The sequence below is a fragment of the Profundibacter amoris genome (genome assembly GCF_003544895.1).
GTDB lineage: Bacteria > Pseudomonadota > Alphaproteobacteria > Rhodobacterales > Rhodobacteraceae > Profundibacter > Profundibacter amoris.
The window spans coordinates 798,491-825,148 of the sequence record NZ_CP032125.1 but is presented as its reverse complement, the minus strand read 5'-3'; the positions used below and the strand labels follow the sequence as shown (position 1 = coordinate 825,148).

General features: G+C 57.5%; 24 protein-coding genes and 1 tRNA gene. 16 read left to right on the top strand and 9 right to left on the bottom strand.

Translation table 11 applies throughout. The features are described 5' to 3' along the window. Window position 1 precedes the first annotated feature (1 nt). The 7 genes from BAR1_RS04090 to BAR1_RS04060 all read left to right on the top strand — a co-directional run bounded on the left by BAR1_RS04090 (window position 2) and on the right by BAR1_RS04060 (window position 7,868). Window positions 2–793 carry an N-formylglutamate amidohydrolase gene (locus BAR1_RS04090; RefSeq protein ID WP_118941841.1) on the top strand — a complete coding sequence of 264 codons (792 nt, stop codon included), beginning with the start codon at window positions 2–4 and terminating at the stop codon, window positions 791–793. Then, window positions 781–1,290, top strand: a complete 510-nt coding sequence (locus BAR1_RS04085; RefSeq protein WP_118941840.1) for a TRAP transporter small permease subunit — start codon at window positions 781–783, stop codon at window positions 1,288–1,290. Before BAR1_RS04090 ends, BAR1_RS04085 begins: the two co-directional genes overlap by 13 nt. Continuing rightward, on the top strand, window positions 1,290–2,795 hold the full coding sequence (locus BAR1_RS04080; RefSeq protein WP_118941839.1) for a TRAP transporter large permease: 1,506 nt from the start codon (window positions 1,290–1,292) through the stop codon (window positions 2,793–2,795). The genes BAR1_RS04085 and BAR1_RS04080 overlap by 1 nt, the downstream gene beginning before the upstream one ends. A gap of 67 nt (window positions 2,796–2,862) precedes the next feature. Next, on the top strand, window positions 2,863–3,903 hold the full coding sequence (locus BAR1_RS04075; protein ID WP_118941838.1) for a twin-arginine translocation signal domain-containing protein: 1,041 nt from the start codon (window positions 2,863–2,865) through the stop codon (window positions 3,901–3,903). A gap of 67 nt (window positions 3,904–3,970) precedes the next feature. Next, window positions 3,971–5,332, top strand: a complete 1,362-nt coding sequence (locus BAR1_RS04070; RefSeq protein ID WP_118941837.1) for a glutamine synthetase family protein — start codon at window positions 3,971–3,973, stop codon at window positions 5,330–5,332. 3 nt (window positions 5,333–5,335) lie between these two features. Next, window positions 5,336–6,721, top strand: a complete 1,386-nt coding sequence (locus BAR1_RS04065; RefSeq protein WP_118941836.1) for an aldehyde dehydrogenase family protein — start codon at window positions 5,336–5,338, stop codon at window positions 6,719–6,721. 1 nt (window position 6,722) lies between these two features. After that, window positions 6,723–7,868: an iron-containing alcohol dehydrogenase gene (locus BAR1_RS04060; RefSeq protein ID WP_118941835.1), complete on the top strand. Its 1,146-nt coding sequence runs from the start codon at window positions 6,723–6,725 to the stop codon at window positions 7,866–7,868. A 90-nt stretch (window positions 7,869–7,958) separates the two neighbouring features. Here BAR1_RS04060 and BAR1_RS04055 read toward each other — a convergent pair whose 3' ends face one another. The 3 genes from BAR1_RS04055 to BAR1_RS04045 all read right to left on the bottom strand — a co-directional run bounded on the left by BAR1_RS04055 (window position 7,959) and on the right by BAR1_RS04045 (window position 9,409). Continuing rightward, window positions 7,959–8,654 carry a TylF/MycF/NovP-related O-methyltransferase gene (locus BAR1_RS04055; RefSeq protein WP_118941834.1) on the bottom strand — a complete coding sequence of 232 codons (696 nt, stop codon included), beginning with the start codon at window positions 8,652–8,654 and terminating at the stop codon, window positions 7,959–7,961. A gap of 138 nt (window positions 8,655–8,792) precedes the next feature. Next, a tRNA-Leu gene (locus BAR1_RS04050) sits at window positions 8,793–8,879 on the bottom strand. Window positions 8,880–8,944: 65 nt separating this feature from the next. Continuing rightward, on the bottom strand, window positions 8,945–9,409 hold the full coding sequence (locus tag BAR1_RS04045) for an Lrp/AsnC family transcriptional regulator (protein ID WP_118941833.1): 465 nt from the start codon (window positions 9,407–9,409) through the stop codon (window positions 8,945–8,947). Window positions 9,410–9,572: 163 nt separating this feature from the next. Here BAR1_RS04045 and putA point away from each other — a divergent pair, with 163 nt between their 5' ends. Next, entirely contained in the window at window positions 9,573–12,992 is a 3,420-nt protein-coding gene (putA, locus tag BAR1_RS04040; RefSeq protein ID WP_118941832.1) for a bifunctional proline dehydrogenase/L-glutamate gamma-semialdehyde dehydrogenase PutA, read from the top strand. 3 nt (window positions 12,993–12,995) lie between these two features. Here putA and BAR1_RS04035 read toward each other — a convergent pair whose 3' ends face one another. Beyond that, window positions 12,996–13,646: a DUF3047 domain-containing protein gene (locus BAR1_RS04035; RefSeq protein ID WP_118941831.1), complete on the bottom strand. Its 651-nt coding sequence runs from the start codon at window positions 13,644–13,646 to the stop codon at window positions 12,996–12,998. A gap of 126 nt (window positions 13,647–13,772) precedes the next feature. On the opposite strand from BAR1_RS04035, the gene BAR1_RS04030 reads away from it, so the two are divergent. Genes BAR1_RS04030 through BAR1_RS04020 form a run of 3 tightly spaced genes read left to right on the top strand, consistent with a single transcriptional unit; the run spans window position 13,773 to window position 15,812 of the window. After that, window positions 13,773–14,519: a rhomboid family intramembrane serine protease gene (locus tag BAR1_RS04030; protein ID WP_118941830.1), complete on the top strand. Its 747-nt coding sequence runs from the start codon at window positions 13,773–13,775 to the stop codon at window positions 14,517–14,519. Continuing rightward, complete coding sequence (locus tag BAR1_RS04025) at window positions 14,516–14,887, top strand: GFA family protein (protein WP_118941829.1); 372 nt, start codon at window positions 14,516–14,518, stop codon at window positions 14,885–14,887. Before BAR1_RS04030 ends, BAR1_RS04025 begins: the two co-directional genes overlap by 4 nt. A 1-nt stretch (window position 14,888) precedes the next feature. Further along, window positions 14,889–15,812 (top strand): AEC family transporter, encoded by a 924-nt coding sequence (locus BAR1_RS04020; RefSeq protein ID WP_118941828.1) that lies wholly within the window; start codon window positions 14,889–14,891, stop codon window positions 15,810–15,812. Between the two features lie 3 nt (window positions 15,813–15,815). Here BAR1_RS04020 and BAR1_RS04015 read toward each other — a convergent pair whose 3' ends face one another. The 3 genes from BAR1_RS04015 to BAR1_RS04005 all read right to left on the bottom strand — a co-directional run bounded on the left by BAR1_RS04015 (window position 15,816) and on the right by BAR1_RS04005 (window position 18,783). Further along, on the bottom strand, window positions 15,816–16,604 hold the full coding sequence (locus BAR1_RS04015; protein ID WP_118941827.1) for an inositol monophosphatase family protein: 789 nt from the start codon (window positions 16,602–16,604) through the stop codon (window positions 15,816–15,818). Window positions 16,605–16,679: 75 nt separating this feature from the next. After that, on the bottom strand, window positions 16,680–17,528 hold the full coding sequence (locus tag BAR1_RS04010; RefSeq protein WP_228408722.1) for a Hint domain-containing protein: 849 nt from the start codon (window positions 17,526–17,528) through the stop codon (window positions 16,680–16,682). A gap of 334 nt (window positions 17,529–17,862) precedes the next feature. Further along, on the bottom strand, window positions 17,863–18,783 hold the full coding sequence (locus tag BAR1_RS04005) for a LysR family transcriptional regulator (protein WP_118941825.1): 921 nt from the start codon (window positions 18,781–18,783) through the stop codon (window positions 17,863–17,865). Window positions 18,784–18,877: 94 nt separating this feature from the next. Here BAR1_RS04005 and metF point away from each other — a divergent pair, with 94 nt between their 5' ends. Further along, window positions 18,878–19,744 carry a methylenetetrahydrofolate reductase [NAD(P)H] gene (gene metF, locus BAR1_RS04000; protein ID WP_118941824.1) on the top strand — a complete coding sequence of 289 codons (867 nt, stop codon included), beginning with the start codon at window positions 18,878–18,880 and terminating at the stop codon, window positions 19,742–19,744. Window positions 19,745–19,805: 61 nt separating this feature from the next. Here metF and BAR1_RS03995 read toward each other — a convergent pair whose 3' ends face one another. Continuing rightward, window positions 19,806–20,861: a DUF2235 domain-containing protein gene (locus tag BAR1_RS03995; protein WP_118941823.1), complete on the bottom strand. Its 1,056-nt coding sequence runs from the start codon at window positions 20,859–20,861 to the stop codon at window positions 19,806–19,808. A 208-nt stretch (window positions 20,862–21,069) separates the two neighbouring features. On the opposite strand from BAR1_RS03995, the gene BAR1_RS03990 reads away from it, so the two are divergent. The 4 genes from BAR1_RS03990 to BAR1_RS03975 all read left to right on the top strand — a co-directional run bounded on the left by BAR1_RS03990 (window position 21,070) and on the right by BAR1_RS03975 (window position 25,859). Then, window positions 21,070–21,465, top strand: a complete 396-nt coding sequence (locus BAR1_RS03990) for a COG4315 family predicted lipoprotein (RefSeq protein WP_118941822.1) — start codon at window positions 21,070–21,072, stop codon at window positions 21,463–21,465. A 66-nt stretch (window positions 21,466–21,531) separates the two neighbouring features. Next, on the top strand, window positions 21,532–22,041 hold the full coding sequence (locus BAR1_RS03985) for an RNA polymerase sigma factor (protein ID WP_118944334.1): 510 nt from the start codon (window positions 21,532–21,534) through the stop codon (window positions 22,039–22,041). Then, the gene (locus tag BAR1_RS03980) at window positions 22,038–22,790 is read left to right on the top strand and encodes an anti-sigma factor family protein (RefSeq protein ID WP_118941821.1); all 753 of its coding nucleotides are present in this window, start codon (window positions 22,038–22,040) and stop codon (window positions 22,788–22,790) included. The genes BAR1_RS03985 and BAR1_RS03980 overlap by 4 nt, the downstream gene beginning before the upstream one ends. An 87-nt stretch (window positions 22,791–22,877) precedes the next feature. Continuing rightward, on the top strand, window positions 22,878–25,859 hold the full coding sequence (locus BAR1_RS03975) for a valine--tRNA ligase (protein WP_118941820.1): 2,982 nt from the start codon (window positions 22,878–22,880) through the stop codon (window positions 25,857–25,859). 96 nt (window positions 25,860–25,955) lie between these two features. On the opposite strand, the gene BAR1_RS03970 is transcribed toward BAR1_RS03975, so the two are convergent. Then, window positions 25,956–26,597 (bottom strand): hypothetical protein, encoded by a 642-nt coding sequence (locus BAR1_RS03970; protein ID WP_118941819.1) that lies wholly within the window; start codon window positions 26,595–26,597, stop codon window positions 25,956–25,958. Window positions 26,598–26,658: the final 61 nt, after the last annotated feature.

Below are 26,658 nucleotides of genomic sequence, written 5' to 3'. Positions count from 1 at the left end.
TATGGGGCGTTTGATCGACGAAAGCGATCTGGAAGGCACAGCCGCGGCCCAGTTGCACAATGCCGATGGCAATGGGCAGGTTTTGCTTGTGTGCGAGCACGCCGCGAACCGGATTCCCGCCGTGCTGGACAATCTGGGGCTGGACGAGGCCACCCGCCTTAGCCATATCGCCTGGGATCCCGGCGCGCTGGCCGTGGCGCAGGAAATCAGCCGTGTTCTGGATGCCCGCCTTGTGGCCAGCACCGTTTCGCGTCTGGTTTACGACTGCAACCGCCCCCCCGAAGCGCCCGGCGCGATGCCCGGGCGCAGCGAGGTTTTCGACATTCCCGGCAACCGGAATCTGAGTGATACCGAAAAAGCCGCGCGGGTGGCGACGGTTTATGAGCCGTTCCGCACCCTGCTGGCCGACACCATCGCGTCCTTCCCCGCGCCTCCGGTGCTGGTAACCATCCACAGTTTTACCCCCGTTTATCAGGGCAAACAGCGCGATGTCGAAATCGGCATCCTGCACGACAGCGACACACGGCTGGCGGACGCCATGCTGGATCTTGCCCCCAAGCAAACAGAAATGAACACCCAGCGCAATGATCCCTATGGACCCGGGGACGGTGTTACCCATACGCTTAAACTGCACGCCCTGCCAAACGGGCTGATGAATGTGATGATCGAGGTGCGCAACGACCTGATAGCAACCGCCGACCAGCAAAAATCCGTTGGCAAAATGCTGGCGGAACTGATTGCGGATGCCTTGACCTTGATCGCCAACAAAAAGGAGGCCCAATGCCACGCATAGCCAAATCATATGTCCGCATTGTCGACGGGTTTAACTATTTTGTCGGCCGCATCATGATGTATTCGATCTTTTTCCTGATTGCGGTCTTGATGTATTCCATCATTGCCAAGCAGGCATTTCTGATCCCGCCCTTTTGGACACTTGAAGTCGCACAGTTCACGCTGGTAGCCTATTACCTGCTGGGCGGGGCCTATTCGATCCAGTTAGGCGCGAATGTGCGGATGGATCTGTTTTACAGCCAGTGGTCGGACCGCAAAAAGGCATGGGTCGACAGTATCACGGTGCTGTTGCTGATGTTCTATCTGGGCGTGATGCTGTTTGGTGGCATTGAATCGCTGCTTTATTCGATCAAATACAACCAACACTCCGCCTCGATGTGGCGCCCGCAGATATGGCCGATCAAGGCCATCATGTGCGTCGGCATCTTCATGATGCTTTTGCAGGCTATCTCCGAACTTATCAAAGACATCGCGACACTCAGAGGAGAGCAGCTCTAATGTCCCAGGAATATATTGCCATTTTCATGTTCGCATCGATGATGCTGGCCCTGTTGACGGGGCAACGCGTCTTTGGGGCGATCGGCGGGATTGCTGCCATTGCCGCGATTACCCTTTGGGGAACAGGTGGGTCCGACATTCCGTTTTCCGCCGCGATGAAGGTGATGAAATGGTATCCGATGCTGACCCTGCCGATGTTCATCTTCATGGGCTATGTGCTGTCGGAAAGTAAAATCGCTGATGATCTGTACAAGATGTTTCACGTCTGGATGGGCACGACATCGGGCGGGCTGGCGATTGGCACAATCGGCCTGATGGTTCTGATTTCCGCAATGAACGGGCTATCGGTTGCCGGTATGGCCATCGGCGCCACCATTGCGCTGCCCGAACTGTTACGACGAGGGTATGACAAAAGGATGGTCACGGGGGTTATTCAGGCCGGATCGTCCCTTGGCATTCTGGTGCCACCATCGGTGGTGCTGGTGCTATACGCCATGATTGCGCGGGCACCGGTTTCCCAACTGTGGATGGCCGGCATTATTCCGGGCCTGATGATGGCCGGCATGTTCATCGTCTATATCTATTTTCGCTGCAAAATCACACCCAGCCTTGGACCGGCCCTGAGCAAAGAAGAGCTGCTTGAATTCGAAGAAATTTCCGATCACCCGATCCGGTTCAATTACTTTGTTCTGGCAGGGATTGCGGTTTTGATCATTTCGCCAATGACCGGCATACTCCCGTTCAATACGGCCGCCCTGATTGCCCTTGGCCTGTTTGTGCTGTTTGCCGCATTCCGGAACAAGCCGGCCACGTCCTATGACCTCTATCTAAAGGAAAAGAACCGCCTGCTGTTTTCCGGCATGTTGCCGCTGGTGATCTTTTTCTCGATGATGGTCCCCTTTATCAACGGCTGGACCAGCCTTGTCGAAAGCTCGGCCGTGGGGGCGATGACGGCCTTTGGTGCTGCGGTTCTGAAGGGGCGGATGACTAGGGAAGTATTCGAAAATTCAGTGCGCAATACACTGGCGATTTCCTGTATGTTCATGCTGATCGTTGTCGCTGCCCTTGGGTTTGGCGCGGTGTTTGACGGGTTGGGTGCCGTGCGGGCGATTGACGGGTTGTTCCGCGAACAGCTGGACCTGAATCCCTGGACCATTCTGATCATCATGCAGCTTTCGTTTTTGCTGATGGGCACTTTTCTGGATGACACAGCCATGCTGGTTATCGTCGCACCGCTTTATGTGCCTTTGGTAAAAGTGTTGGGATTTGACGTGATCTGGTACGGGGTTCTCTATACCATCACCACACAGATCGCCTATATGACCCCGCCCTTTGGCTATAACCTGTTTTTGATGCGGGCGATGGCCCCGGACGAGATAACGATCCACGATATCTATGTTTCGATCATACCGTTTGTACTGATCATGGTGGCCGCTTTGGCGATCATCATGGTGTTTCCACAAATCGCGCTGTGGCTACCGGAGTATATAAAACCAGGCAGATAAGACCCCGAAAAGGGGCGATTAAGGACAGAAACCCTGTTATTAGAAGTAATCAACCAAGGAGGATACTATGACAACCAGACGCAAGTTTTTAACCACCGCGGGTGTCGGCGCTGCCGCAGCGCTTGCCGCCCCCAGCCAGATCAAGGCGCAAGCCCCGATCAAGTGGCGCCTGCAAACCTACTCCGGCGCACCACTGGGCGCGCATGTGATCAAACCACAGATCGAAGCCTTTAACGCCGCTGCAAATGGCGAAATGGAAATCGAACTGTATTACGCCGACCAACTGGTGCCCACAGACGAATTGTTCCGCGCCATGCAGAACGGCACGCTGGACGCGGTGCAGTCGGATGATGCCACGATGGCCTCGCCCGTCGATATCTCGGACTTTGGCGGCTACTTCCCGTTCTCGACCAAATTCAGCCTCGATCTGCCCGTTCTTTTTGAGCGCTACGGCCTGAACGAAATCTGGGCCGAAGCCTACGGCGAAGTTGAAAATGTCACCTGGCTGTCTGCCGGTGCGTGGGATCCGCTGCATATCTTTACCGTGAACAAGCCGATCCGCTCGATTGCCGATATGGCCGGTCTGCGCGTGTTCGGTGTGCCGACCGCCGGCCGCTTCCTGTCGCGTTATGGTCTGATCCCGGTGACGGTTCCGTGGGAAGACGTAGAAGTCGCCATGCAAACCGGCGAGCTGGACGGCGTGGCATGGTGTGGCTTTACCGAAGCCTACGAGGTTGGCTGGGCCGACATCTGCAACTATGCCCTGCTGAACAACGTCACGGGTGCATGGTGTGGTTCCTACTTTGTGAACTCGGAAAGCTGGGCCAAGGTGCCACCGCATCTGCAACAGCTGTATCGTTCCACCATCGACCAGTCGCATTACTATCGTCAGGTCTGGTATTGGGGTGGCGAAGCCAACCTGCGCGTCAATGGCGGCAAGCTGGAACACACCACAATTCCGAAAGAAGAATGGGATACCGTCGTCAAGGATGCCGAAGGCTTCTGGGACGAGCTGGCCTCGCGCAGCCCGCGCGCTGCCAAGGTGATCGACATCTTCAAGGAATATACCGAGATCATGGAAAAAGCTGGCACACCTTACCGCGGCTGATCTTGACAATATGATACTATGGGTGTCCCATTTCGGGGCACCCTTTTGACGAAAAGCGAGTCCCCTTATGACAGCCCCCCTTCCCTTTGATGCGCTAAAGAAACAGGTTGCCGATGGCAGTATTGATACGGTTCTGGCCGTGATGGTCGACATGCAGGGCCGCCTAATGGGCAAGCGCATGGTGGCACAATATTTCGTCGATGGCGCATGGGAAGAAACCCATTGCTGCAACTATCTGCTGGCCACCGATCTGGAAATGGCCACGCCCGACGGATACGCCAGCACCAGCTGGGAAAGCGGCTATGGCGATTATGTCATGAAGCCCGATCTGGACACCCTGCGCCCCGTCCCGTGGCTGGAAGGCACGGCAATGGTGCTGTGCGATGTGCTGGATCACCACGGCAATGACGTCACCCATTCCCCCCGTGCGGTGCTGAAAAAGCAACTGGCGCGACTGGCCGATATGGGCATGGACGCGATGATGGCAACCGAACTGGAATTTTTCCTGTTCGAGAAATCCTTTGACGAAATCCGCGCTGACGGCTTTCAGAATCTGCAACCGATCAGTGCATACAACGAAGATTACCACATCCTGCAAACCACCAAGGAAGAGCACATCATGCGCCCGATCCGCAATCATCTGATTGCAGCCGGTGTGCCCGTGGAAGGCTCCAAAGGCGAGGCCGAGGCAGGGCAGGAAGAATTGAACATCAAATACGGCGCGCCGCTGGATTGCGCCGACCACCACACGATTGCCAAACACGCGATCAAGGAAATTGCATGGGCACAGGGCCACGCCGTGACCTTCCTGCCCAAATGGCATCACGAAAAGGTCGGCTCGTCTTCGCACGTTCACCAATCCCTGTGGAAAGACGGCACATCGCTGTTTTATGACGCGGACAAACCGCACGGCATGTCCGACCTGATGCGCAGCTATATCGCGGGGATGATCAAATACGCCCCCGACTACACCTATTTCCTGGCCCCCTATATCAACAGCTACAAGCGTTTCCAGAAGGGCACATTCGCCCCCACCGGCACCGCATGGTCTGTTGACAACCGCACCGCCGGTTTCCGCCTGTGTGGCGAAGGCACCAAAGCCGTGCGGGTAGAATGCCGCATTGGCGGCTCCGACATGAACCCCTATCTGACAATGGCCGCCCAACTGGCCGCTGGCCTGAAGGGGGTCGAGGAAGGTCTGGAACTGGGCGCACCGCTGTCCGGTGACGCCTATGCCGCCAAGAATGTTGACCATATCCCCGCCAACCTGCGCGACGCCGGCGAGGCGCTGAGCGCCTCGAAAATGCTGCGCGAGGCACTGGGGGATGATGTGGTTGACCACTACACTCGCGCTGCCAAATGGGAGCAGGAAGAATTTGATAAAGTCGTCACCGACTATGAAATCGCCCGTGGATTTGAAAGAGCCTGAACCATGACACAAACACTGAAATGTATCTCGCCGATTGATGGATCGGTTTTTGTCGAACGCCCGCTGCTCAGCATGGATCGGGCCAACGCCGCCGTTGCCCGCGCCAAAGCCGCGCAAAAGGAATGGGCGTCGCGCCCGTTGCAGGAACGCATTGATCTGGTGATGGCCGGTGTGGCCAAAGTCGGGGAAATGAACGATGTAATCGTGCCCGAGCTGGCCAAACAGATGGGTCGCCCCGTGCGCTATGGCGGCGAATTTTCCGGCTTTAACGAACGCGCCAGCTATATGGCCTCGATCGCCAAAGAGGCACTGGCGCCGCTGAATGTCGAGGAAACCGACGATTTCAAACGCTACATCGCCCGTGAACCTTACGGTCTGGTGCTGGTGGTTGCGCCGTGGAACTACCCCTTCATGACCGCAATCAATACGGTGGCCCCTGCCCTGATTTCCGGCAATGCTGTGCTGCTGAAACACGCCAGCCAGACCCCGCTGGTGGGCGAACGGATGGCCGAGGCTTTCCATGCTGTCGGCATCCCCGAAGATGTGTTCCAGAACGTATTTCTGGGTCACGACACCACGTCGGCCCTGATTGCCGGCAAGAATTTCGGCTTTGTCAATTTCACCGGCTCGGTCGGGGGTGGTGTGGCGATGGAAATGGCCGCCGCTGGCACCTTTACCGGCATCGGTCTGGAACTGGGCGGCAAGGATCCCGGCTATGTGATGGAAGACGCCAATCTGGACGCGGCCGTTGAAACGCTGATTGACGGTGCGATGTTCAACTCCGGCCAGTGCTGTTGCGGGATCGAGCGGATTTATGTTGCGGAAAGCCTGTTTGACGAATTCGTCAATAAGGCGGTCGAGATCGTCAATGGCTACAAGCTGGGCGATCCGCTGGATCCGGAAACCACCCTTGGCCCGATGGCGCATGTGCGTTTCGCCCAAGAGGTCCGCGACCAGACCGCCGAGGCGATTGCCGCCGGAGCCAAACCGCTGATCGACCCTGCCAATTTCCCCGAAGATGACGGCGGTGCCTATCTGATGCCGCAAATTCTGGTGAATGTGGACCATTCCATGCGGGTGATGCGCGACGAAAGCTTTGGCCCTGTCGTCGGCATCATGCCGGTCAAGGACGACGCCGAGGCCATCGCCCTGATGAATGACAGCGAATTCGGCCTGACGGCGTCACTGTGGACCAACGATATTGACCGCGCCGAAGCCATCGGCCATCAACTGGAAACCGGTACCGTGTTCATGAACCGTGCCGATTACGTCGATCCGGGCCTGTGCTGGACCGGCTGCAAAAACACCGGACGTGGCGGCGGGCTGTCGATCATCGGCTACCACAACCTGACACGTCCCAAATCCTATCATCTGAAGAAGGCCCTTTGATATGACACTGACTGCAAACTGGTCCTACCCCACCAACATCCGTTTCGGCGCTGGCCGGATTGCCGAAATCGCCGACGCCTGCCAGCAGGCCGGTATCGGCAACCCGCTGCTGGTCACCGACAAGGGACTGGCATCACTGGATATCACCACATACACGCTGGATTTGATGGAGGCCGCGGGCCTTGGCCGCGCCATGTTCTCGGGTGTGGATGCCAACCCGACCGAAAAGAACCTGGATGAAGGCATCATCGCCTTTCGTTCGGGGGGCCATGACGGGGTGATCGCCTTTGGTGGTGGCTCGGCGCTGGATCTGGGCAAAATGATCGCCTTTCAGGCCGGTCAAACCCGCCCGATCTGGGATTTCGAGGATGTGGGCGACTGGTGGACCCGCGCCAACCCCGATGTGATTGCGCCGATCATCGCCGTGCCGACAACGGCTGGCACCGGTTCGGAAGTGGGCCGGGCTTCGGTGATCACCGATAGCGTGACACATGTGAAAAAGATCATTTTTCACCCCAAGGTGCTGCCGACCATTGTGATCTGTGATGCCGAACTGACTGTTGGTATGCCGCAATTCTTTACCGCGGGCACGGGTCTGGATGCCTTTGCCCATTGTGTCGAGGCCTATTCCAGCCCGCATTACCACCCGATGTCGCAAGGGATCGCGCTGGAAGGGATGCGGCTGGTCAAGGAATACCTGCCGCGTGCCTATGCCGATGGCACCGATATCGAGGCCCGCGCCAACATGATGTCCGCCGCCGCCATGGGGGCAACCGCGTTCCAAAAAGGTTTGGGTGCCATTCACGCGCTCAGCCACCCGATTGGTGCGGTTTACAACACCCACCACGGCACCACCAACGCGGTTTGCATGCCCGAGGTTCTGAAAATGAACGCGCCGGTAATCGCCGAACGCTTTGACGCCGCAGCGGCCTATCTGGGTATCGAGGGCGGCTTTAGCGGCTTTCAGGACTTTGTGCAGGACTTCAACGACTCGTTCAAAATCCCGCACAAGCTGTCGGAAATGGGGGTCGGCACCGACCGCATTGACGAGCTGACAGAAATGGCGCTGAAAGATCCCAGCACCGGCGGCAACCCCGTCAAGATGACCTTCGAAAACACCAAGGCGCTGTTCGAAGCCATCATCTAGCTCAACACGCTGTCCCAGACCTGATCCGGGACCTGCTGCAATAAGTAACAAGAGGCCCCGCATCCAGTGCGGGGCTTCGTCATTCCAGCCCTAAAACTCCTCGAAATCCGGTTTCGGCTTGCGAATAAACGCCGGCACCGAATGGAACGACAGCTTTTCAATCTCCAGCCCCTTGTCGACCACCAGATCGTCAATCGCCTCGGTCGCACCGACCACGGAAGTGTAATCATCAATCACGATCAACCCGCCCGGCACCACACGATCATACAGCGCCTCGAGCGCGAATTCTGTCGGCTCCTTGACGTTCAGATCCAGATGCAGCAACGCAATCCGGCAGGCTGGATTCCTCTGCACGAATTGCGGCAAGGTATCCATCACATTTCCTTCCAGCAGTTCGATGTTTTCAAACCCCTTGCGGCGAAACACATCCTCGATCTGGGATTTGCTTAACGCCCGACCGGCCCGTGCGGCGAACCCTTCGATAAAGTCCAGGTCGACATCCAGTTCCACCCCTTTGGTGGGAAATTCGTCAAAGGTATCAAAGCCGATAATCCGGCGGGAATAGCTGTTTTCCAGCAGTTGTCGAAAGGTCGCCCAACGCACCATTGACGCGCCTTTGAACACGCCCATTTCCACCACATCCCCAGGCAGGTTCAGGATCATCTGGTATAATTCGTAATGGGCCAGAAATTTGTTGATTCTGGAGGGGTGGGTGAACCAGAAATACCCGTTTTCCCAATCCCATGACCGATCACTTGTCAGCCCGTCAATTTCCATCATGCCCATTGCTGCACCCGCTATTCCAACATATTCCACAAAGCGACCGCATCGCCCCGGAGTCTTTGGTATAAATGGCCCAAAACCATGAACGGGCAGTTAAGCTAAACGGGAATAATCACAAGATACAGGATCAGCATCCTGTTTTGGTACCCGCGGCCGGGATCGAACCGGCACGGCCTGTTCGGCCCAGAGATTTTAAGTCTCTTGTGTCTACCATTCCACCACGCGGGCATGCGGGTCGAAACCTTGCGCGACAATAGCGGCTGAATTGCCAAGGGCAAGGGGGTTTTCAACCACTATAACATCCCCTCTTTCACCGCCTGCATCGCCACATAGGTCGAGGTGCTGGCCACATGGGGCAGCGACGATATTTTCTCGCCCAGCACGGCGCGGTAAGCGGCCATATCGCGCACGCGCACCTTCAGCAGATAATCAAAATTGGCGGCCAGCATGTGACACTGCTCGATCTCGGGAATTTCGGCAACCGCCTTGTTGAACGCCAACAGCGCGGCCTCGCGGGTGTCGGAGAGGCGCACCTCGACAAAGGCAACGTGATCAAGACCAAGGCGGATCGGGTCCAGAATGGCGCGGTAGCCGGTGATATAGCCGTCTTGCTCCAGCCGTTTCAGACGGGCCTGTGTCGGGGATTTGGACAGGCCGATGCGACAGGCCAGATCGGTGACGCTGATCCGGCCATCGGCGGCCATCACCTGCAGGATGGCGCGGTCAAAGCGGTCAAGCTCGGGTGAGGTCATTTGCATCTATATTCACCTTCCATTCAGTCGTTTTGCCTGCACTTTACATCTGTTCAGGAATTATTCCCTGCATTTCCATGTTATCATAGGCACAAGTCAACCGCCTCTCAAGCCTTGCGGTTTTTTATATTTGCCCAACAGGCAGCCATCAAACACTGGAAATAACGCCATGCTGAACGAACTTCGCACCCGCATTGACGCCAATCTTTACGCTGACGAGGATGCAGCCCTGCAAGACCTGATCAATCAGGCCGCCCTGTCACCAAAGGCCCGCCGCGCCATCGCCACCCGCGCCACCGCATTGGTGCGTGACATCCGCGCATCCGCCCGCCCCGGTTTGATGGAAGTTTTTCTGGCCGAATACGGGCTGTCGACAGACGAAGGCATCGCGCTGATGTGTCTGGCCGAAGCCCTGCTGCGGGTGCCCGATGCCAGCACCATCGACGCGCTGATCGAGGACAAGATCGCACCGTCCAATTGGGGCAAACATCTGGGCAAATCTTCGTCGTCCCTTGTCAATGCTTCGACCTGGGCATTGATGCTGACCGGCAAGGTGCTGGAGGATCGCGAACCGGGCATTGCGGGCCATCTGCGCGGAGCGGTGAAACGGCTGGGCGAACCGGTGATCCGCAACGCGGTGGCCCGCGCCATGCGGGAGATGGGGCGCCAGTTCGTGCTGGGCGAGGATATTCACAAGGCGATGAAACGCGCTGCGGGGATGGAGGCCAAGGGCTATACCTATTCCTACGACATGCTGGGCGAAGCGGCCCGCACCGAGGACGATGCGCGGCGGTATCATCTGGCCTATTCACAGGCGATTACCTCGATTGCCAATGCCTGCCCCCATGCCGACACCCGCCAGAACCCCGGCATTTCGGTGAAACTCTCGGCGCTGCATCCGCGTTACGAGGTGGCACAAAAGGGTCGCGTGATGGCCGAACTGGTGCCACGGGTGCGCGCCCTGGCGGGCTTGGCAAAATCGGCGGGTATGGGGTTCAACATCGACGCGGAAGAGGCCGATCGGCTGGCCCTGTCGCTGGACGTGATCAAGGCGGTTCTGTCCGATCCGTCATTGGCCGGATGGGACGGCTTTGGCGTGGTTGTGCAAGCCTTCGGGCCACGGGCCAGCGGGGTGATTGACTGGCTCTATGCGCTGTCGGAACGGCTGGACCGGCGCATCATGGTGCGGTTGGTGAAGGGCGCCTATTGGGACAGCGAAATCAAGCATGCACAGGTGATCGGGGCGCCGGGGTTCCCTGTGTTCACCCGCAAGGCCGCGACCGATATTTCCTATATCGCCAACGCGCGCAAACTGCTGGGGATGGTGGACCGGATCTATCCGCAATTCGCCACCCATAACGCCCACACTGTCTCTGCCATTCTGGAAATGGCTGATAATTCCCACAGTTACGAGTTTCAGCGGCTGCATGGCATGGGTGAGCGGTTGCACGACATTGTGCTGGAGTCCGAGGGCACCCGTTGCCGGATTTACGCCCCCGTTGGCGCGCATCGCGATCTGCTGGCCTATCTGGTGCGCCGCCTGCTGGAGAACGGCGCGAATTCGTCCTTTGTGAACCAGATTGTCGATGAAGACGTGCCGCCCGAGGTGGTCGCGGGTGATCCTTTCGCCGCTGATCTATCGCCGGTGGCGATCAAACGCGGGCCGGAATTGTTCCTGCCCGAGCGGCGGAATTCCAAAGGCTGGGATCTGGCGGACGGGCCGACTTTAGCCGCGATAGACAAGGCACGCGGCGCATATCGGGATCACGCGTTCACCTCGGCCCCGCTGATCGCGGACCACACGCCAGACGGGCCATCCGAACCGGTGCAAAACCCCGCCGATGCCGACGATGTCGTCGGGCACGTGACATGGGCCACGACAGGGGATGTTGACAAGGCTTTGGACGCGGCCTGTATCTGGGATGTGCCTGCACTGGAACGGGCCGAAATTCTGAACCGCGCCGCTGATCTCTATCAGGAAAACTTCGGCCCGTTCTTTGCCCTGATGGCGCGCGAGGCCGGAAAAACCCTGCCGGATGCCGTCAGCGAATTGCGCGAAGCGGTGGATTTCCTTCGCTATTACGCGGCACAGGCGCAAAACCACGACACCCCGCCGGTCGGCGTATTCATCTGCATTTCGCCGTGGAACTTCCCGCTGGCCATTTTCACCGGCCAGATCGCGGCGTCTTTGGCCACTGGCAACGCCACCTTGGCCAAACCCGCCGAACAAACCCCGCTGATCGCCCATTTCGCGGTGTCGTTGTTGCACAAGGCCGGCGTTCCGCCCCATACGCTACAACTGTTGCCCGGCGACGGGCGCATCGGCGCGGCGCTGACCTCGGATGCACGTGTGGGCGGGGTCTGTTTCACCGGCTCGACCGACACAGCCCAAATGATCCGCCGCGCGATGGCCAAAAACCTGACCCCCGGCGCGCCGCTGATCGCGGAAACCGGCGGGCTGAATGCGATGATCGTTGATTCCACCGCCCTGCCCGAACAGGCCGTGCGCGATGTGGTGCAAAGCGCGTTCCAGTCGGCGGGGCAGCGGTGTTCGGCCCTGCGCTGTTTGTATGTGCAAGAGGACATCGCCAAAGGGTTCACAAAGATGCTGACGGGCGCGATGGATGAATTGACGGTCGGCGGCCCTTGGGATTTGTCCTGCGATGTGGGACCGGTGATCGATGACGAGGCACAGGCGGGCATTGACGCCTATATCGCGGCGGCCAAAACCGAAGGGCGCGTGATCAAGCAGCTTGCGCGCCCGAACGCAGGGCATTTCGTGCCGCCGACCCTGCTGCGGGTGGACGGGATTGGCGAAATGGAGCGCGAAATATTCGGGCCGGTGCTGCATATCGCGACGTTCAGGGCCGATGGTTTGGATCGGGTGATCGGGGATATCAACGCCAGCGGCTACGGGCTGACATTCGGGCTGCACACGCGGATTGACGACAGGGTGCAGCATGTGGTCGAGCGGTTGCAGGCGGGCAATATCTATGTGAACCGCAACCAGATCGGCGCGGTGGTTGGCTCACAACCCTTTGGTGGGGAAGGATTATCCGGCACGGGGCCAAAAGCGGGAGGTGAAGAATACCTGTTGCGGTTCCTGCAGCATGAAACGCCCGAGGTTGAGGATGCGGGCGAGTGGATAGATGCCGCAGACGTGCAGATGTTGATAGACGGGGTGGCGTTGGACAGCGGCGAAATCGCGGCGGTTGACCTGCCCGGGCCAACGGGGGAATCCAACCGGCTAACCTATCACAGCCGCCCGCCGCTGCTGTGCCTTGGCCCGACGCGACAAGCCGCAGAACAACAGGCCGAAGCGGTGCGCGAACTGGGGGGCGTGGCCGTTCCGGTTTGTGGATTGGACCCGCAAGCACTGGAAACCCTTCACGGATTTTCCGGCGCGCTCTGGTGGGGGGATACGGACAAGGCCCGCGCTTACGGCTGCGCATTGGCGCGGCGGAACGGGCCGATCCTGCCGCTGATCACCACAATGCCCGACAAAGCCCATGTCACAATCGAGCGCCACACCTGCGTGGACACCACTGCCTCCGGCGGCAACGCGGCATTGCTGGCGGCAATGGAGTAGTGATCAGAAAACCTTCAGATCCTTGATGGTGGCACTGATCATCCCGTCGGTGTCATCACTATCGGCAGAAATGCCGACGCCGACCAGCACACCGGAATTGGCGCCAAAGGCACGCTGGTAATCGGCGGCCAGATCAACATTTTCGTTGAACGCGCCCTTGCCCGCCCTGCGGCTGATTACGGTTTTCAACTTGTTCGGCCCATAGGGGCTGTACAGGATTTTGCCGCGCGGGTAATCGCCGCCCCAGACATAAACCAGCGCCTTTGTGCTGGAATTTTTCAGCACCTTCCGGATAGATGCACCAGACAGCCTGTCGGCATCTTTTGCATCCATAAACACAAAATAGATCGCCAGATTGCGATCGTCCCCGCCCTTGCGGGTCAGATCCGTGGCCACAACAGATTTTGCCACCGACCAGCCCCATGATGCCATTTTCGAGCCCCAGGCCGATTTTGGCACCGACCGGTACAACATCGAAACCGTCCCGTCCGAGGACACCTGCAACTGACGCCCCTTCAGACCGTAATCATTGGTCCACAAGCGCAGGAACCCCTGTTCCGCCCAGGATTTGTCGAATTTCAACGTTTCCGCCGAGGCCTGAACCGCCCCTGAAATAGCCAAAGAGGCCAACAAACCGGTCAAATACTTATTCATCACACTACCTTTCGCACGACAAAATCTATCGTTAGGGCAAGTTTGAACCAGCCCCCGCCACGACGCCAATCAAATCTTTGTCAGACCGCCCTTGACCCCCCGCCCCGCATCGGCAACCTTTATCGCATGTTTCCTATTCGCGATCATAACCCGTCCCTGAAAACGCCCTACGTCACCTATGCGCTGATGGCAGTGAATATTCTGGTGTTCCTGTCCTACTGGGGCAATCTGGAAAACCCGCGCATCATTAACCAGTTTTTCTACAACTGGGCGCTGGTGCCCGAGATTGTCAGCCGCGGCGACCATTACTATTCGCTGGTCACGTCAATGTTCCTGCACGGTGGTTTCATGCATCTGGTGGGCAATATGCTGTTCCTGTGGATCTTCGGCGACAATATGGAGGAACAGTTGGGCCATATCGGCTATTTTCTGTTCTATTTCGCTGTGGGGCTGGCGGCCGGTATGACGCAAATCCTGACCGCGCCACATTCACCGGTGCCGGTGGTGGGGGCCTCGGGGGCGATTGCCGGTGTGATGGGCGGCTATCTGTTGCTGTTTCCAAAGGCAAAGATCGACATCCTGTTTATCTTTGTGGTGTTCTTTCGCATCTTTGCAATCCCAGCTTGGGTGATGTTGGGGATCTGGTTCGGCTTGCAGGTTCTTAACGGAGCAATCGCGGATTCCAGCATGGGTGGCGTGGCCTATTGGGAGCACGCGGGCGGCTTTATCGCCGGCATTTTACTGACCCTGCCTGTGTGGCAACGGCTGGGCGGCAAGGTGTTCTGGGACAGAACCCACGGCCATCCGCCCCACCCCGAAGCCAAGTATAAACTATCCCCCAGCCGCATCCCGAAAATTACGAGGCGTAGATGACAAAACACAAGCTGACATGCCATTGCGGCGCGGTTGAACTGCAGGTGAAACTGGCAAATGGTCTGAATACGGCGCAGCGCTGCGATTGTTCGTTTTGTAGAAGAAGAGGGGCGATTGCAGTCACTGCCTTGCTTGATGATGTTGAAATAGTGAAAGGCGCGGACAAGCTAACCCTATACACTTGGGGCACACATACCGCCAAACACTACTTCTGTTCCGTCTGTGGTATCTATACCCACCACCAGCGCCGCTCGAACCCGGATGAATACGGCGTCAACGTCGGCGCGATCGAAGGGATCAACCCGCGCGATCTGGGCGAAGTGCCGTGGAGTGACGGGGTAAACCACCCGTCGGACCGCAAGACCTGAGATGACAGAGGTTTTTCTGATAGTGTTGCCGCTGGTCCTGCTGGTGGCCCTCGGGCAGGTGATTGCCAAGACCGGCTGGCTGGCCGCAAACGACTGGACAGGGCTGGAAAAACTGAGTTTCCGGATATTGATCCCCGCCTTGATCATCCGCTCGATCGCCCATTCAGACATGACGCTGAAATCTTCCGGCTTTTACGTAGCAACTATGCTGCTGGCATTCACAGTTGCGGGAATACTTACCCTGATATTGCGTGTCGCCCTGCCCAAACAGGCTTTGGGCAATCCGCAGTTATCCTCGATGTTTCAGGCCGTTACCCGATGGAATGCACTGATCACCCTGCCCGTGGCGGCGCAACTGTTCGGACCTTCGGGATTAACCACCATCACAATCGCAATGGCCTTTCTTATCCCTTTCATCAACATCATAAATATTGCCGCCCTTGCTACGATGCTTGCGGGGCGGTTTTCGGTCTGGAAGGTGTTAAAAACGATCGCCCTGAACCCGTTGATCATTGCCTCGGTTCTGGGTCTGGCCCTGAATATCGGCAAGATCCCGATCCCCGCGCCGGTGGACACAATGCTGGAAATGACCGGCCGTGCGGCCCTTGCGGTGGGATTGCTTTGCGTCGGCGCGGGGTTCAACATGCGACGGCTGTTTTATCTGAACTGGAAAATCATCTGGGCGGTTGCCATCAAGGCCATCGTGGCACCGGCACTGGTGTTCTTTCTGGCGCAATCCTTCGGGCTGGCCCCGATGGAAACCCTTTGCGCCATGCTGGTTGTGGCCACACCGACGGCCACCAACGGCTATATCATCGCCCGCCAGATGGGAGGCGATGCCGAGCTGTATGCGATTATCCTGAACTGGCAACTGGTGATTGCGATCTTCGCCTTTCCGGTGATGATCGCCATCATGCAGGGGTGAGCATCACTTCTCGCGAATGATTTTAGCGAACTGCTCGAAAATCGGCTCATTGGCGCAGATAACTTCACCATCCGCCAGTATATCGCGCTCCTTGCGCAATGGTTCGATCATGCCGCCAGCCTCACGGACAATCACCACACCGGCGGCAATATCCCACAGGTTCAGGCCACGTTCCCAGAAACCGTCATAGCGGCCAGCCGCCACATAGGCCAGATCCAGTGACGCAGATCCCCAGCGCCGCACGCCCGAGGTTGCCGGCAATATCCGCGCCAGTTCCTGCAAGGTTTGCGGCAAATCGGCCCGACCGCTAAACGGCAGGCCGGTTGCAAACACACATTCCGACAGGCGGCGGCGGCCCGAAACCCGCATCCGGCTTTCGTTCATCCACGCGCCCTGCCCTTTTTCGGCAAAGAACATCTCGTCCTTGGTTGGATCGTAAACCACACCGGCGACAACCTCGCCTTTGTGCTCCAGCGCGATCGAAACAGCCCAATGCGGCATCCCGTGCAGGAAATTGGTGGTGCCATCCAGCGGATCGACAATCCAGCGCCGCGTCGGGTCATCGCCCTTGGTCACGCCGGTTTCTTCGCCCACCCAGCCATAGGTCGGGCGCGCCTCGGTCAGTTGTTCGCGGATGATTTCTTCGGCGGCAAAATCGGCTTTGGAAACGAAATCACCGGCCCCCTTCAGGGAAACCTGCAGGTTCTCGACCTCGCGAAAATCTTTTGACAGCGAACGACCGGCCGCGCGTGCGGCTTTGATCATCAGGTTAAGATTGGCACTCATCGGCATCGGTCGGCTCCTATTTTTCAAGAAGCCGTATATACACCCCTGCGCCATACGCACAAGGGCGCATAAGTGCGAATTCTAGGATAGCATTTGCACTTCGCGCGACTTGATTGTCGGACGGGCTGTGGCGCCATACGCTTTGAAGCCTTCGTCACGCAATTCGGGGAACAGGGTCAGAATTTCTTCGCGAGCTTCCTCGGTTAATGCGTTCCAGCCCATATCACCAGGATGGAAGCTTTCGGATTCGATTCCAGCGGCAAAAACCAGTTCATGCTGATCAAACATGATGTGGAAATACTCGACCTCGCCCCCTGTTTCGCGCAGAATAGTTTCCCCGTTTATCAATGCCTTGGCAGGTGCCAGCACTTCGGTCATGCCCAGATGCATTTCGGCACGCCAGCCGGAAAGCAAAATCCGGTGCTGCGGTGACACGCGCAAATCGTCTGTGTTTCCCAACGCCCCCTTGCGGATCAGAATGGGGGCAAATGCGTTTTCAGCCGGAACAGTCCGGCGCCCAATCCAGCGCAAAGGTTGCAATCCGTTGTCTACAGTGCGGATCAAATCACCTGCGCCCAGATCTTCGACAGCAACAGACCCGCTTGCTGTTTCAATTTTCGTTCCACGCACAAAACAGGTCACATAATTCCAGGTTTGGCGGCTGGTTGTCATGCCACTGAAAATATTACCCGCTAAACTATCCAAGGATATTGAACGGATTGCCCCGGCTTCCAGTGCAGTCTGGTCTGCATTTGCCGAGTATTCCGGTGCAAGATAGGTATTACCGTTCACATCCTGATAGACAACTGCCGTTATGGTTGCCGTCGTTCCATCAATATATGTGATTGTCGCATTATAGATTGCGGTGCCATCAAAAGTTTGCGGGGCGCCACCGTTGATCGAAAACTGCTCGGACGGGTTGTTATCCATATCATAGTAGGATCCTGGATTACCAACTGATGACATCGTAACAAAATTATTCACAAGCGCATTGCCCGCACTACCGAAAGTCATTCCAACCAGATTGGAAGCACCTTCTGCTGTGTTATTTCCTTCTGTGGTATCAATATCCGATAACACACCCAAACTAATTACATTAAATGTTGTTGGCATAACCTATTCCTTTAGAAACAGAGACCTTCCAGTAGCAGAAACCCATAGTACACTTGATATGTATGCTTCATATTAATTGAATACGGCAAAAAATAGACTTTAGTTGCTATTTTGGGCCATTTTTCAGCGCTAAACGTCCAAAAATGCTATTTTAGCTAGATATGAGCGCCCCTCGTTGCAATTTAACAGGAATTGAACGCCCCAACCGGATAAAATGGGCCATATAGGGTTTGGCGGCGTCCTCGTTGCGGATGGCTGCATATAATCTGCGGGTTAATCCGTCTTTTGTCAGGCGGCGGGTGATGTAATCCGAATTGTATCTGACATCACGCACCACCCAATCCGGCAATACGGTCACACCCCGGTTCGAGGCCACCAAAAGCAGGATAACGGCGGTCAGTTCCACCTGACGGATGGCCGCCGGTTCCACCTTGGCCGGCCCCAGCAATTCGGTAAAAGCATCCAGTTTGCTGCGGTCCACCGGATAGGTGATCAGGGTTTGATCGCGGAAATCCCTGGCCTCGATATAGGGTTTTTCTGCCAGCGGGTTTTTCGCGGCCGCAACGAACACCGGTTCATAATCGAACAATGGGGAAAATTCGACACCGGTTAATTCCTCGGGGTCCGAGGAAATCACCAGATCGACCTGTTCCTTTTGCAAAGCCGTCAGCGCGTCGAACGACAGACCGGCGCGTATATCGACATCGACATCCGGCCAGGCCTTGCGAAATTCTTCTAAAACCGGAAACAGCCATTCAAAACAGGCGTGACATTCAATCGCGATATGCAAGCGCCCGGCGCGGCCACTATTAAGCCCCTCAAAATCCTGCTCGATCGCCTCGATTTCCGGCAGCACCCGTTCGGCCAGCGCCAACAGGCGCATACCGGCGGCGGACAGGCGTAAAGGTTTGGAACGGCGGATAAAAAGTTCAACCTGCGTCTGTTCCTCAAGCCCCTTGATCTGGTGGCTAAGGGCCGATTGGGTGATGTTCATCACCTCGGCCGCACGGGCCAGCCCACCGGCCTCGTGAATGGCTTTGATCGTGCGCAAGTGGCGGAGTTCCAAGTGCATTATGTTACAAACCTCATATTAATCTTGAGTATTATGAATTTGTTTCACAGTTTGCCATATGCGAAAAGGGCGCTCAAGCAAAAAGGAATCCGGTATGGCCACGCCCCGCATCAGCTTTGAATTTTTCCCGCCGCAATCGCTCGAGGCATCGTTTCGCCTGTGGGACACCGTGCAGGTGCTGGCGCCGATGAACCCGAATTTCGTATCCGTCACTTACGGAGCGGGCGGCACCACACGGGATCTGACGCACGAGGCCGTGACCACCATCCAGAACAATTACGGGCTGAAGGTGGCGGCGCATCTGACTTGTATCAATTCCACCCGCGATGAAATTCTGGCGATTGCCGACAAATACGCCAAGGCGGGCGTGACCGATATCGTTGCCCTGCGCGGCGATGCCCCCAAGGGGGCCGACGGGTTCAAACCTGTCGAGGGCGGGTTCACCAGTTCGATCGAGCTGGTTGAAACGCTGGCCGAAACCGGCAAATTCAACATCCGCGTTGGCGCTTATCCCGAACCGCACCCCGAAAGCCCCGATACGGCAGCCGATGTGGAATGGCTGAAACGCAAGATCGATGCAGGCGCCAGCAGTGCGATCACCCAGTTTTTCTTTGAGGCGGAAACTTTTTTCCGGTTTCGCGATGCCTGCGAAAAGGCCGGTATCGATGCGCCGATCATTCCGGGGATCATGCCGATCACCAGCTGGACCGGGATCAAAAAATTTGCCGCCGGTTGCGGGGCGTCGATCCCGACCTGGCTGGATGACGCGTTTACCAAAGCCATCCGCGACGGGCGCACCGATCTGTTGTCCACCGCCGTTTGCACCGAATTATGCAGCGATCTGATTGATGGCGGGGTCGAGGATTTGCATTTCTACACCCTGAACCGCCCTGCCCTGACCCGAGATATTTGTCATGCGCTGGGGGTGACGCCTGCGGTTTCGCTGGAGAATGTTGCCTAGACACATAAAGGTTTGATGCCTCCGGCGGGGATATTTGGGCGAAAAAGAAACAGGGGTCCGGTTATGGGCGGACAGGGTTTCCTTTGTTTGCGTATTTATGACCCCGTGCTGTGGGGTGTATCCGTTCGCTTGCATCGCGCCCGATCACGCGGCGGCGGCGCCACAGGAACAGCTTGGCCCAGCCGCGCCATGATCCGACCATCGAGGCCTCGGCATCCTGTTCAAACCGCGCTTGCCAACCCTCGGGGAAACGCACATTGCAGCCCTCCATTTTTTCCAGCATCCAGACCAGCGGGATGTTTGACAGCGGCCTTGCCGCATCAAACCCGCCCAGATTGCCGCCGATATCGCTGTGGCATCCGCGAAACCACATTTGCTCCATCACACCAACCCAGTTGGCGCGGCTTTCCCACATCACCGGCGCAAAAGCCAGACGGGTTTCATCCATCGCCAGCGCGTGGAACCCGTGCCGCACGCTATGGCCAAGGTGGCGGCTGTGGAACGCATGTTGCGGCTGGGTCCAGCGCCATAAAACCGGCCAGCGCAGGCCCAGCGCCATGACTGTATCCCAGACCCCGACCATTTCGATTTTAACACCTTTGTGGCAATGGGCCGCCGCAAACAGCCGCGCCGCGTCACTGTCCGCCGAACATTGGTAATGGCGGTATAGCTGGCGCACATTGCGCACGGTTGCCTGTTCTTGCGTCAGCAATCCCAGCCGGTCGATCACCCCCGCCAATGATCGCGCCGCAAAGGCCCCGCGCGAAAACCCCAGCAGGAAAATCCGGTCCCCGGGGCGGTATCGGCTGGCCAAAAACCCGTAAGCCCGCCTGATCTGCCGGTTGATCCCCTTGCCGTTGATCACATCCCACGTGTGCCGCCAATTGTGCCATTGCAGCCCGTGTTCATAGCGCAGTGACAGATGTTGCGAGGAGGCCATTTCGTGCAGCAGCTTATAGGCCAGTCCTGCGTTGGTTTCGCATCCTGCCTTAAGCGTGGACATAGTGCCGTCAAAGATAATCACATGATCCACCCGACCGCGTGACGGCAAAGCGGGCGATTGCTCGATGTCTGGCCCAAGACCCAGCCAGCGCTTTATGCGTTTTATTCCGATCATTTATTAATGATTGCCCGCCAAACCACGCCAAGTCGATAAAAAACCCTGTGAAGGTTTGTTACATATAATTAATTCCGGTTCTAACATACTGATTTATCGCGATTTCCATAATTAATTGTCTTTGTCGGGATTAAACCGCCTCTGTGCGGTGTGTTTCTTATATGCCGGATCACAAACACCGGCCAATTGAAACCTTTAGGAGAACCCAATGTTCAAATCCCTTTTGATCGCAACTGCACTCACCACCACCCTGTTCGCAGGTGGCGCATTTGCCGCCGCCCACGCGCCGCAAGCCACCATCCATGTTGTCACCACGGATAGCGGCAAAGTATACAGCGATGCCAAAGGCATGACACTGTATACCTTCGACAAGGATGCCAAGGGCGTTTCCAACTGCAACGATGGTTGTGCAGCAAAATGGCCCCCGTTGATGGCCCCTGCCAAGGCCCAAGGTGAAGGCCAGTTTTCCGTCGTTACCCGTGCGGATGGCTCGAAACAATGGGCCGTGAACGGCATGCCGCTTTACACATGGATCAAAGACAAAAAACCTGGCGATGTCACCGGTGACGGCGTCAAAGGTGTGTGGCATATTGCCAAGCCCTAAACCTGTCCCCTAGGGTAAGGCAATGGGTGGTCCCGTCCTTGGGGCTACCCGAATTGAATGGATACCATGCCTGAATTTCGCTCCCAGCTACAGGATTGCCTGCCCGATCTCTGGCGTTATGCCTATGCCCTGACCCGTGACCGGAATATGGCCGACGATCTGGTGCAGGATTGCGCCGAACGTGCCCTGCGCAAACGCGATTTGTGGAAACAGACCGGCGCCTTGAAACCGTGGTTGATGAAAATGCTTCTGAATCTTTACCGCAATCAGCTGCGCACCCAATCACGCCGCCCGCAACTGGTAGCGATGGATGATATGCACCATGATCCGGCCGCCCCCGATGCGCTGGACCAGAAACTGGCACTATCACAAACCGCCCGCGCCATGAAAAAACTGCCCGATGACCAACGCGAGGCGCTTTTGCTGATTGTGCTGGGCGGCGTTAGCTATAAACAGGCAGCCGTTGCCCTGAATGTGCCGCTGGGCACGCTGATGTCCCGCCTTGGCCGCGCACGGGCGAAATTACGCGAACTTATGGCCGATGCGCCAACAGCCGACCTGAAGGGGGCATCATGACCCGACCGAATGTGACAACCGAAATGCTGCATGCCTTTGTTGACGGGCAACTGGATGATGCCGATATGGCGCTGGTCGAGGCCTATCTGGCCGAAAATCCGGACCGCGCCGAAGAGGTCGCCGACTGGGCCGCGCAGAATGACGCGATCCGCGCACTGTTCCCCGCCCCCGACATGCCGATTGAGCTGCCCGAAATTGCGCCGGTGGCCAACACCAACCGCGCCCCTTGGCGGGCCATCGCGGCTTCGGTTGCCATTATGGCCGTTGGCATTGCCTTGGGCTGGGCGGGCCGTGGTGCTGCGCCGCAAAATACCGAAATTCAGGTGGCCGGCCTAGTGTCCGAGGCCATCGCCGCCCACGCCGTTTTCACCGCCGACCCGAACCGCCCTGTCGAAATCAGGGCCGATGACGAAGACCTGCTGATCCGCTGGCTGTCAAACCGCGTGGGCGAAAAACTGTCCGCCCCCGATCTGTCGGCCAACGGCTTTGAACTGGTTGGCGGTCGGCTGTTGTCTGCAACCGAAGGCCCCGCCGCGCAATTCATGTATGAAAACGCCGACGGCACCCGCATCACCCTGTTTGCGGTGCGCAGCGACAACAGCCGGATGGCCGAATTCGAATTCAAGAATGATGGTGATACCAACAGTTTCTACTGGCAGGACGAAAACCTGCGCTTTGCCCTTGTTGGTGATCTGCCGCGCGATCAGTTGAACAATATCGCCGTTCGGGTCTATCAGGCGTTTTCATAGCGGGTTTTACGCCAAAACCGGCCTTCCCCTTGGCCGGATCATTCGTTAGACCCTGCCTGACCAATGATTTCATGCGGGACGACGGATATGGCGATGGATAAGAACTTTGATGCGGCAACAGCCGAGGCACGGATTTACGAGGCCTGGGAGAAAAGCGGTGCCTTCAGGGCTGGCGCCAATGCCAAACCGGGCGCTGAAACCTTTTCCATCATGATCCCGCCGCCCAATGTCACCGGCGCGCTGCACGTCGGCCACGCCTTTAACAACACCCTGCAGGACGTGCTGGTGCGCTGGCACCGGATGCGCGGGTTCGACACCCTGTGGCAACCCGGTCAGGACCACGCCGGCATCGCCACCCAGCTACAGGTCGAAAAGATGCTGGCCGAACAGGGCCTGCCGTCCCGCGCCGAAATGGGCCGCGATGCCTTTATTGAAAAGGTCTGGGAGTGGAAGGAGAAATACGGCTCCACCATCATCAATCAGCTCAAACGCCTTGGCGCATCCTGTGACTGGGACCGCAATGCCTTCACCATGGACGAGGTGTTCCATGATGCCGTGCTGAAGGTCTTCGTTGATCTTTACAACAAAGGCCTGATCTATCGCGGCAAGCGGCTGGTCAACTGGGACCCGCATTTTGAAACCGCGATTTCCGATCTCGAGGTCGAGAATATCGAGGTCGACGGCCACATGTGGCACTTCAAATACCCGCTGGCAGGCGGGGCGACCTATGAATATGTCGAAAAGGACGAGGACGGCAACGTCACCCTGCGCGAGACGCGCGACTATATCTCCATCGCCACCACCCGCCCCGAAACCATGCTTGGGGATGGCGCGGTGGCCGTGCACCCCGATGACGAACGTTACGCGCCGATTGTCGGCCAGCTTTGCGAAATTCCGGTGGGTCCAAAGGAACACCGCCGCCTGATCCCGATCATCACCGATGACTACCCCGATATGGATTTCGGCTCGGGCGCTGTGAAGATCACCGGCGCCCATGATGAAAACGACTATGGCGTGGCCAAGCGCAACAACATCCCGATGTATCGCCTGATGGACACAAAGGCGCATATGCGATCGGACGGCGCGGATTACGAAACCGCCGCCAAACGCGCCAAAGAGATTTCCGAGGGCGCCGACTGGGACGAATCCGAGATCGACGCGCTGAACCTTGTGCCCGACGCCTATCGCGGCATGGACCGTTTTGAAGCCCGCAAGGCGGTGATCGCCGATATCGACGCCGAAGGGCTGATGATCATGGTCGAGGACAAGAAGATCATGCAGCCGTTCTGTGACCGCTCCAAGGTGGTGATGGAACCGATGCTGACCGATCAATGGTATGTGGATGCCGCCAAACTGGCCGGTCCCGCCCGTGATGCGGTCAAGGATGGGCGCGTGAAAATCATGCCGGAAAGCGGTGAAAAGGTGTATTTCCACTGGATGAACAATATCGAGCCTTGGTGCATTTCAAGGCAGCTTTGGTGGGGGCACCAGATACCGGTTTGGTATGGGCCGGAACTAACTGACACAGGTGAGCTTTTATATCCTGCAACCAAGCATTTCTGCGCATCTAACGTTGATGAAGCGATTGAACAAGCTCGCCAATACTATGGCGAGAAATGGGAAATTAACGAAAGCGAATGGTCTCCCGAATTTTTCAAAGGCGAGGGGCAACAAGCCGGAGCCATTGTGGGGCAGGGTATTCATTCAAGTGTTTTGGGCGCCAACCCTAAAGATGGGCGGAACTATATAAACATCGCCCGCGACCCCGACGTCCTCGACACATGGTTCTCCTCCGGTCTCTGGCCCATTGGCACGCTTGGCTGGCCGAACTGGACCGAGGACACCAAAAAATACTTCCCCACCTCCACCCTGATCACCGGGCAGGACATCCTGTTCTTCTGGGTCGCCCGCATGATGATGATGCAGCTCGAGGTGGTGGACGACATCCCGTTCAAAACCGTTTACCTGCACCAACTGGTGCGCGACGAAAAGGGCGTGAAAATGTCCAAAACGCTGGGCAATGTGATCGACCCGCTGGACATGATCGACGAGTTCGGCGCCGATGCGGTGCGCTTCACCATGACCCAGATGGCGTCATTGGGCGGCACCCTGAAACTGTCGACCGAACGGGTCGAAGGCTATCGCAATTTCGGCACCAAGCTGTGGAACGCGGTTTCATTCGCGCAATATAACGAATGCCACCCCGATCCCGATTTTGACCCCGCCAAGGTCTCCCTGCCGCTGAACAAATGGATGGTCGGGGAAACCGCCAAGGCGTTTGACGCCTATAACGCCGCGCTGGAATCCTACCGCTTCAACGACGCCGCCAACGCCGCATATGTGTTTGTGCGCGGGGTGCTTTGTGACCGTTATCTGGAATTCACCAAACCCACGTTCTTCTCGGACGATACCGCCGCGATCAAGGAAACCCGCGCCACCATGGCATGGGTGATTGACCAAAGCCTGATCCTGCTGCACCCGATCATGCCCTTCATCACCGAGGAACTCTGGGGCACCATCACGAAACGCGACAATATGCTGGTCCATCAGGACTGGCCCACATACACCGCCGCCGATCTGGTTGACAAGGAGGCCGATCGCGAAATGGGCTGGGTCACGGACCTGATTGATAAAATCCGCTCCAGCCGCGCCGAGGTCAACGTGCCCGCAGGGGCCAAAGTTCCAATGCTGTTCCAGCAACTGGATGCCGCAGGTCACACAGCATGGGCCAGCAACGAGGCCCTGATCAAACGCATGGCCCGCATTGAATCGCTGACCGAAGCGACAGAACTGCCCAAAGGCGCTGTCACCATCGCGGTCAAAGGGGGCACCTTTGCGCTGCCGCTGGCCGATATCATCGACGTGGCGGCGGAAAAGGCACGGCTGGAAAAAACCCTTGGAAAGCTGGAAAAGGAACTGGGCGGATTGCGCGGGCGCCTGAACAACCCCAAATTCGTCGCCAGCGCCCCCGAAGAGGTGGTCGCGGAAAGCCGCGAATTGCTGGCCCGCAAGGAAGACGAGGCCGCGAAACTGAAAGCCGCAATGCAGCGGCTGGAGGACATGGGCTAAGGCCAGACCTGTTAAGCCTGCGCCATCTTTGTTCCACAAATATCCCCGCCGGAGGCATAAAATCTTTCCTGCTTCCGGCGGTGCATATTCTAGGCCCTAACCCAAGGCCTTTGACAAACACCGCAGGGAATAGATCGTCTTGCCGCGCACGGATACGGGAATTGCCGGATCATCCGGCACCCCGACCAGCGGATCACGCATGATATATTCGCCATCCTTGCGCCCGACCAGCAGCACCCAATGCGGGATCACCCCGCCCAGCTTGATTTTTACAACAGGATAGCCGCCACCGGTCATACAGGCAGCAATCCCTTCGTGGGTCGGTTCATCATGCACCGTGATCTTTACAGCGCCATCCGTGGCCTCCGCCACCTTGCCCCAGATCAGCCAGCCGCGACCGGTATATCCCCCCACCTGCCCCAGCTTATCATTCAGCTGTTTGGGCGAGACCGGCGTACCGGTCACATTGCTGATGGCATTGGCCACGCTGGTAACCGTGCAGCCATAATCCTCCAGCGTATCAGACGTATCCCCCAATGTATCTGCGGCCCAGTCCGCCGTATCCTGCCGAAAAGACGCAACATCCGTCAGGGCCATATTCGGCCCTTCAGCCCGCACCGACACCGTATTGGCCGGTCCTTTGACGATATCGCGGATGACCGACGGGTAGCGCCAGCCGACATAGCCCGCCCCGGCACCAAGCCCTAATACAATGACAATAAAGATCTTTTTCAACATAGCAGGTTTTCTCGTCCAGACCTCGCAAATCGTGACACGATGCCAGTTTCCTTTACAACAG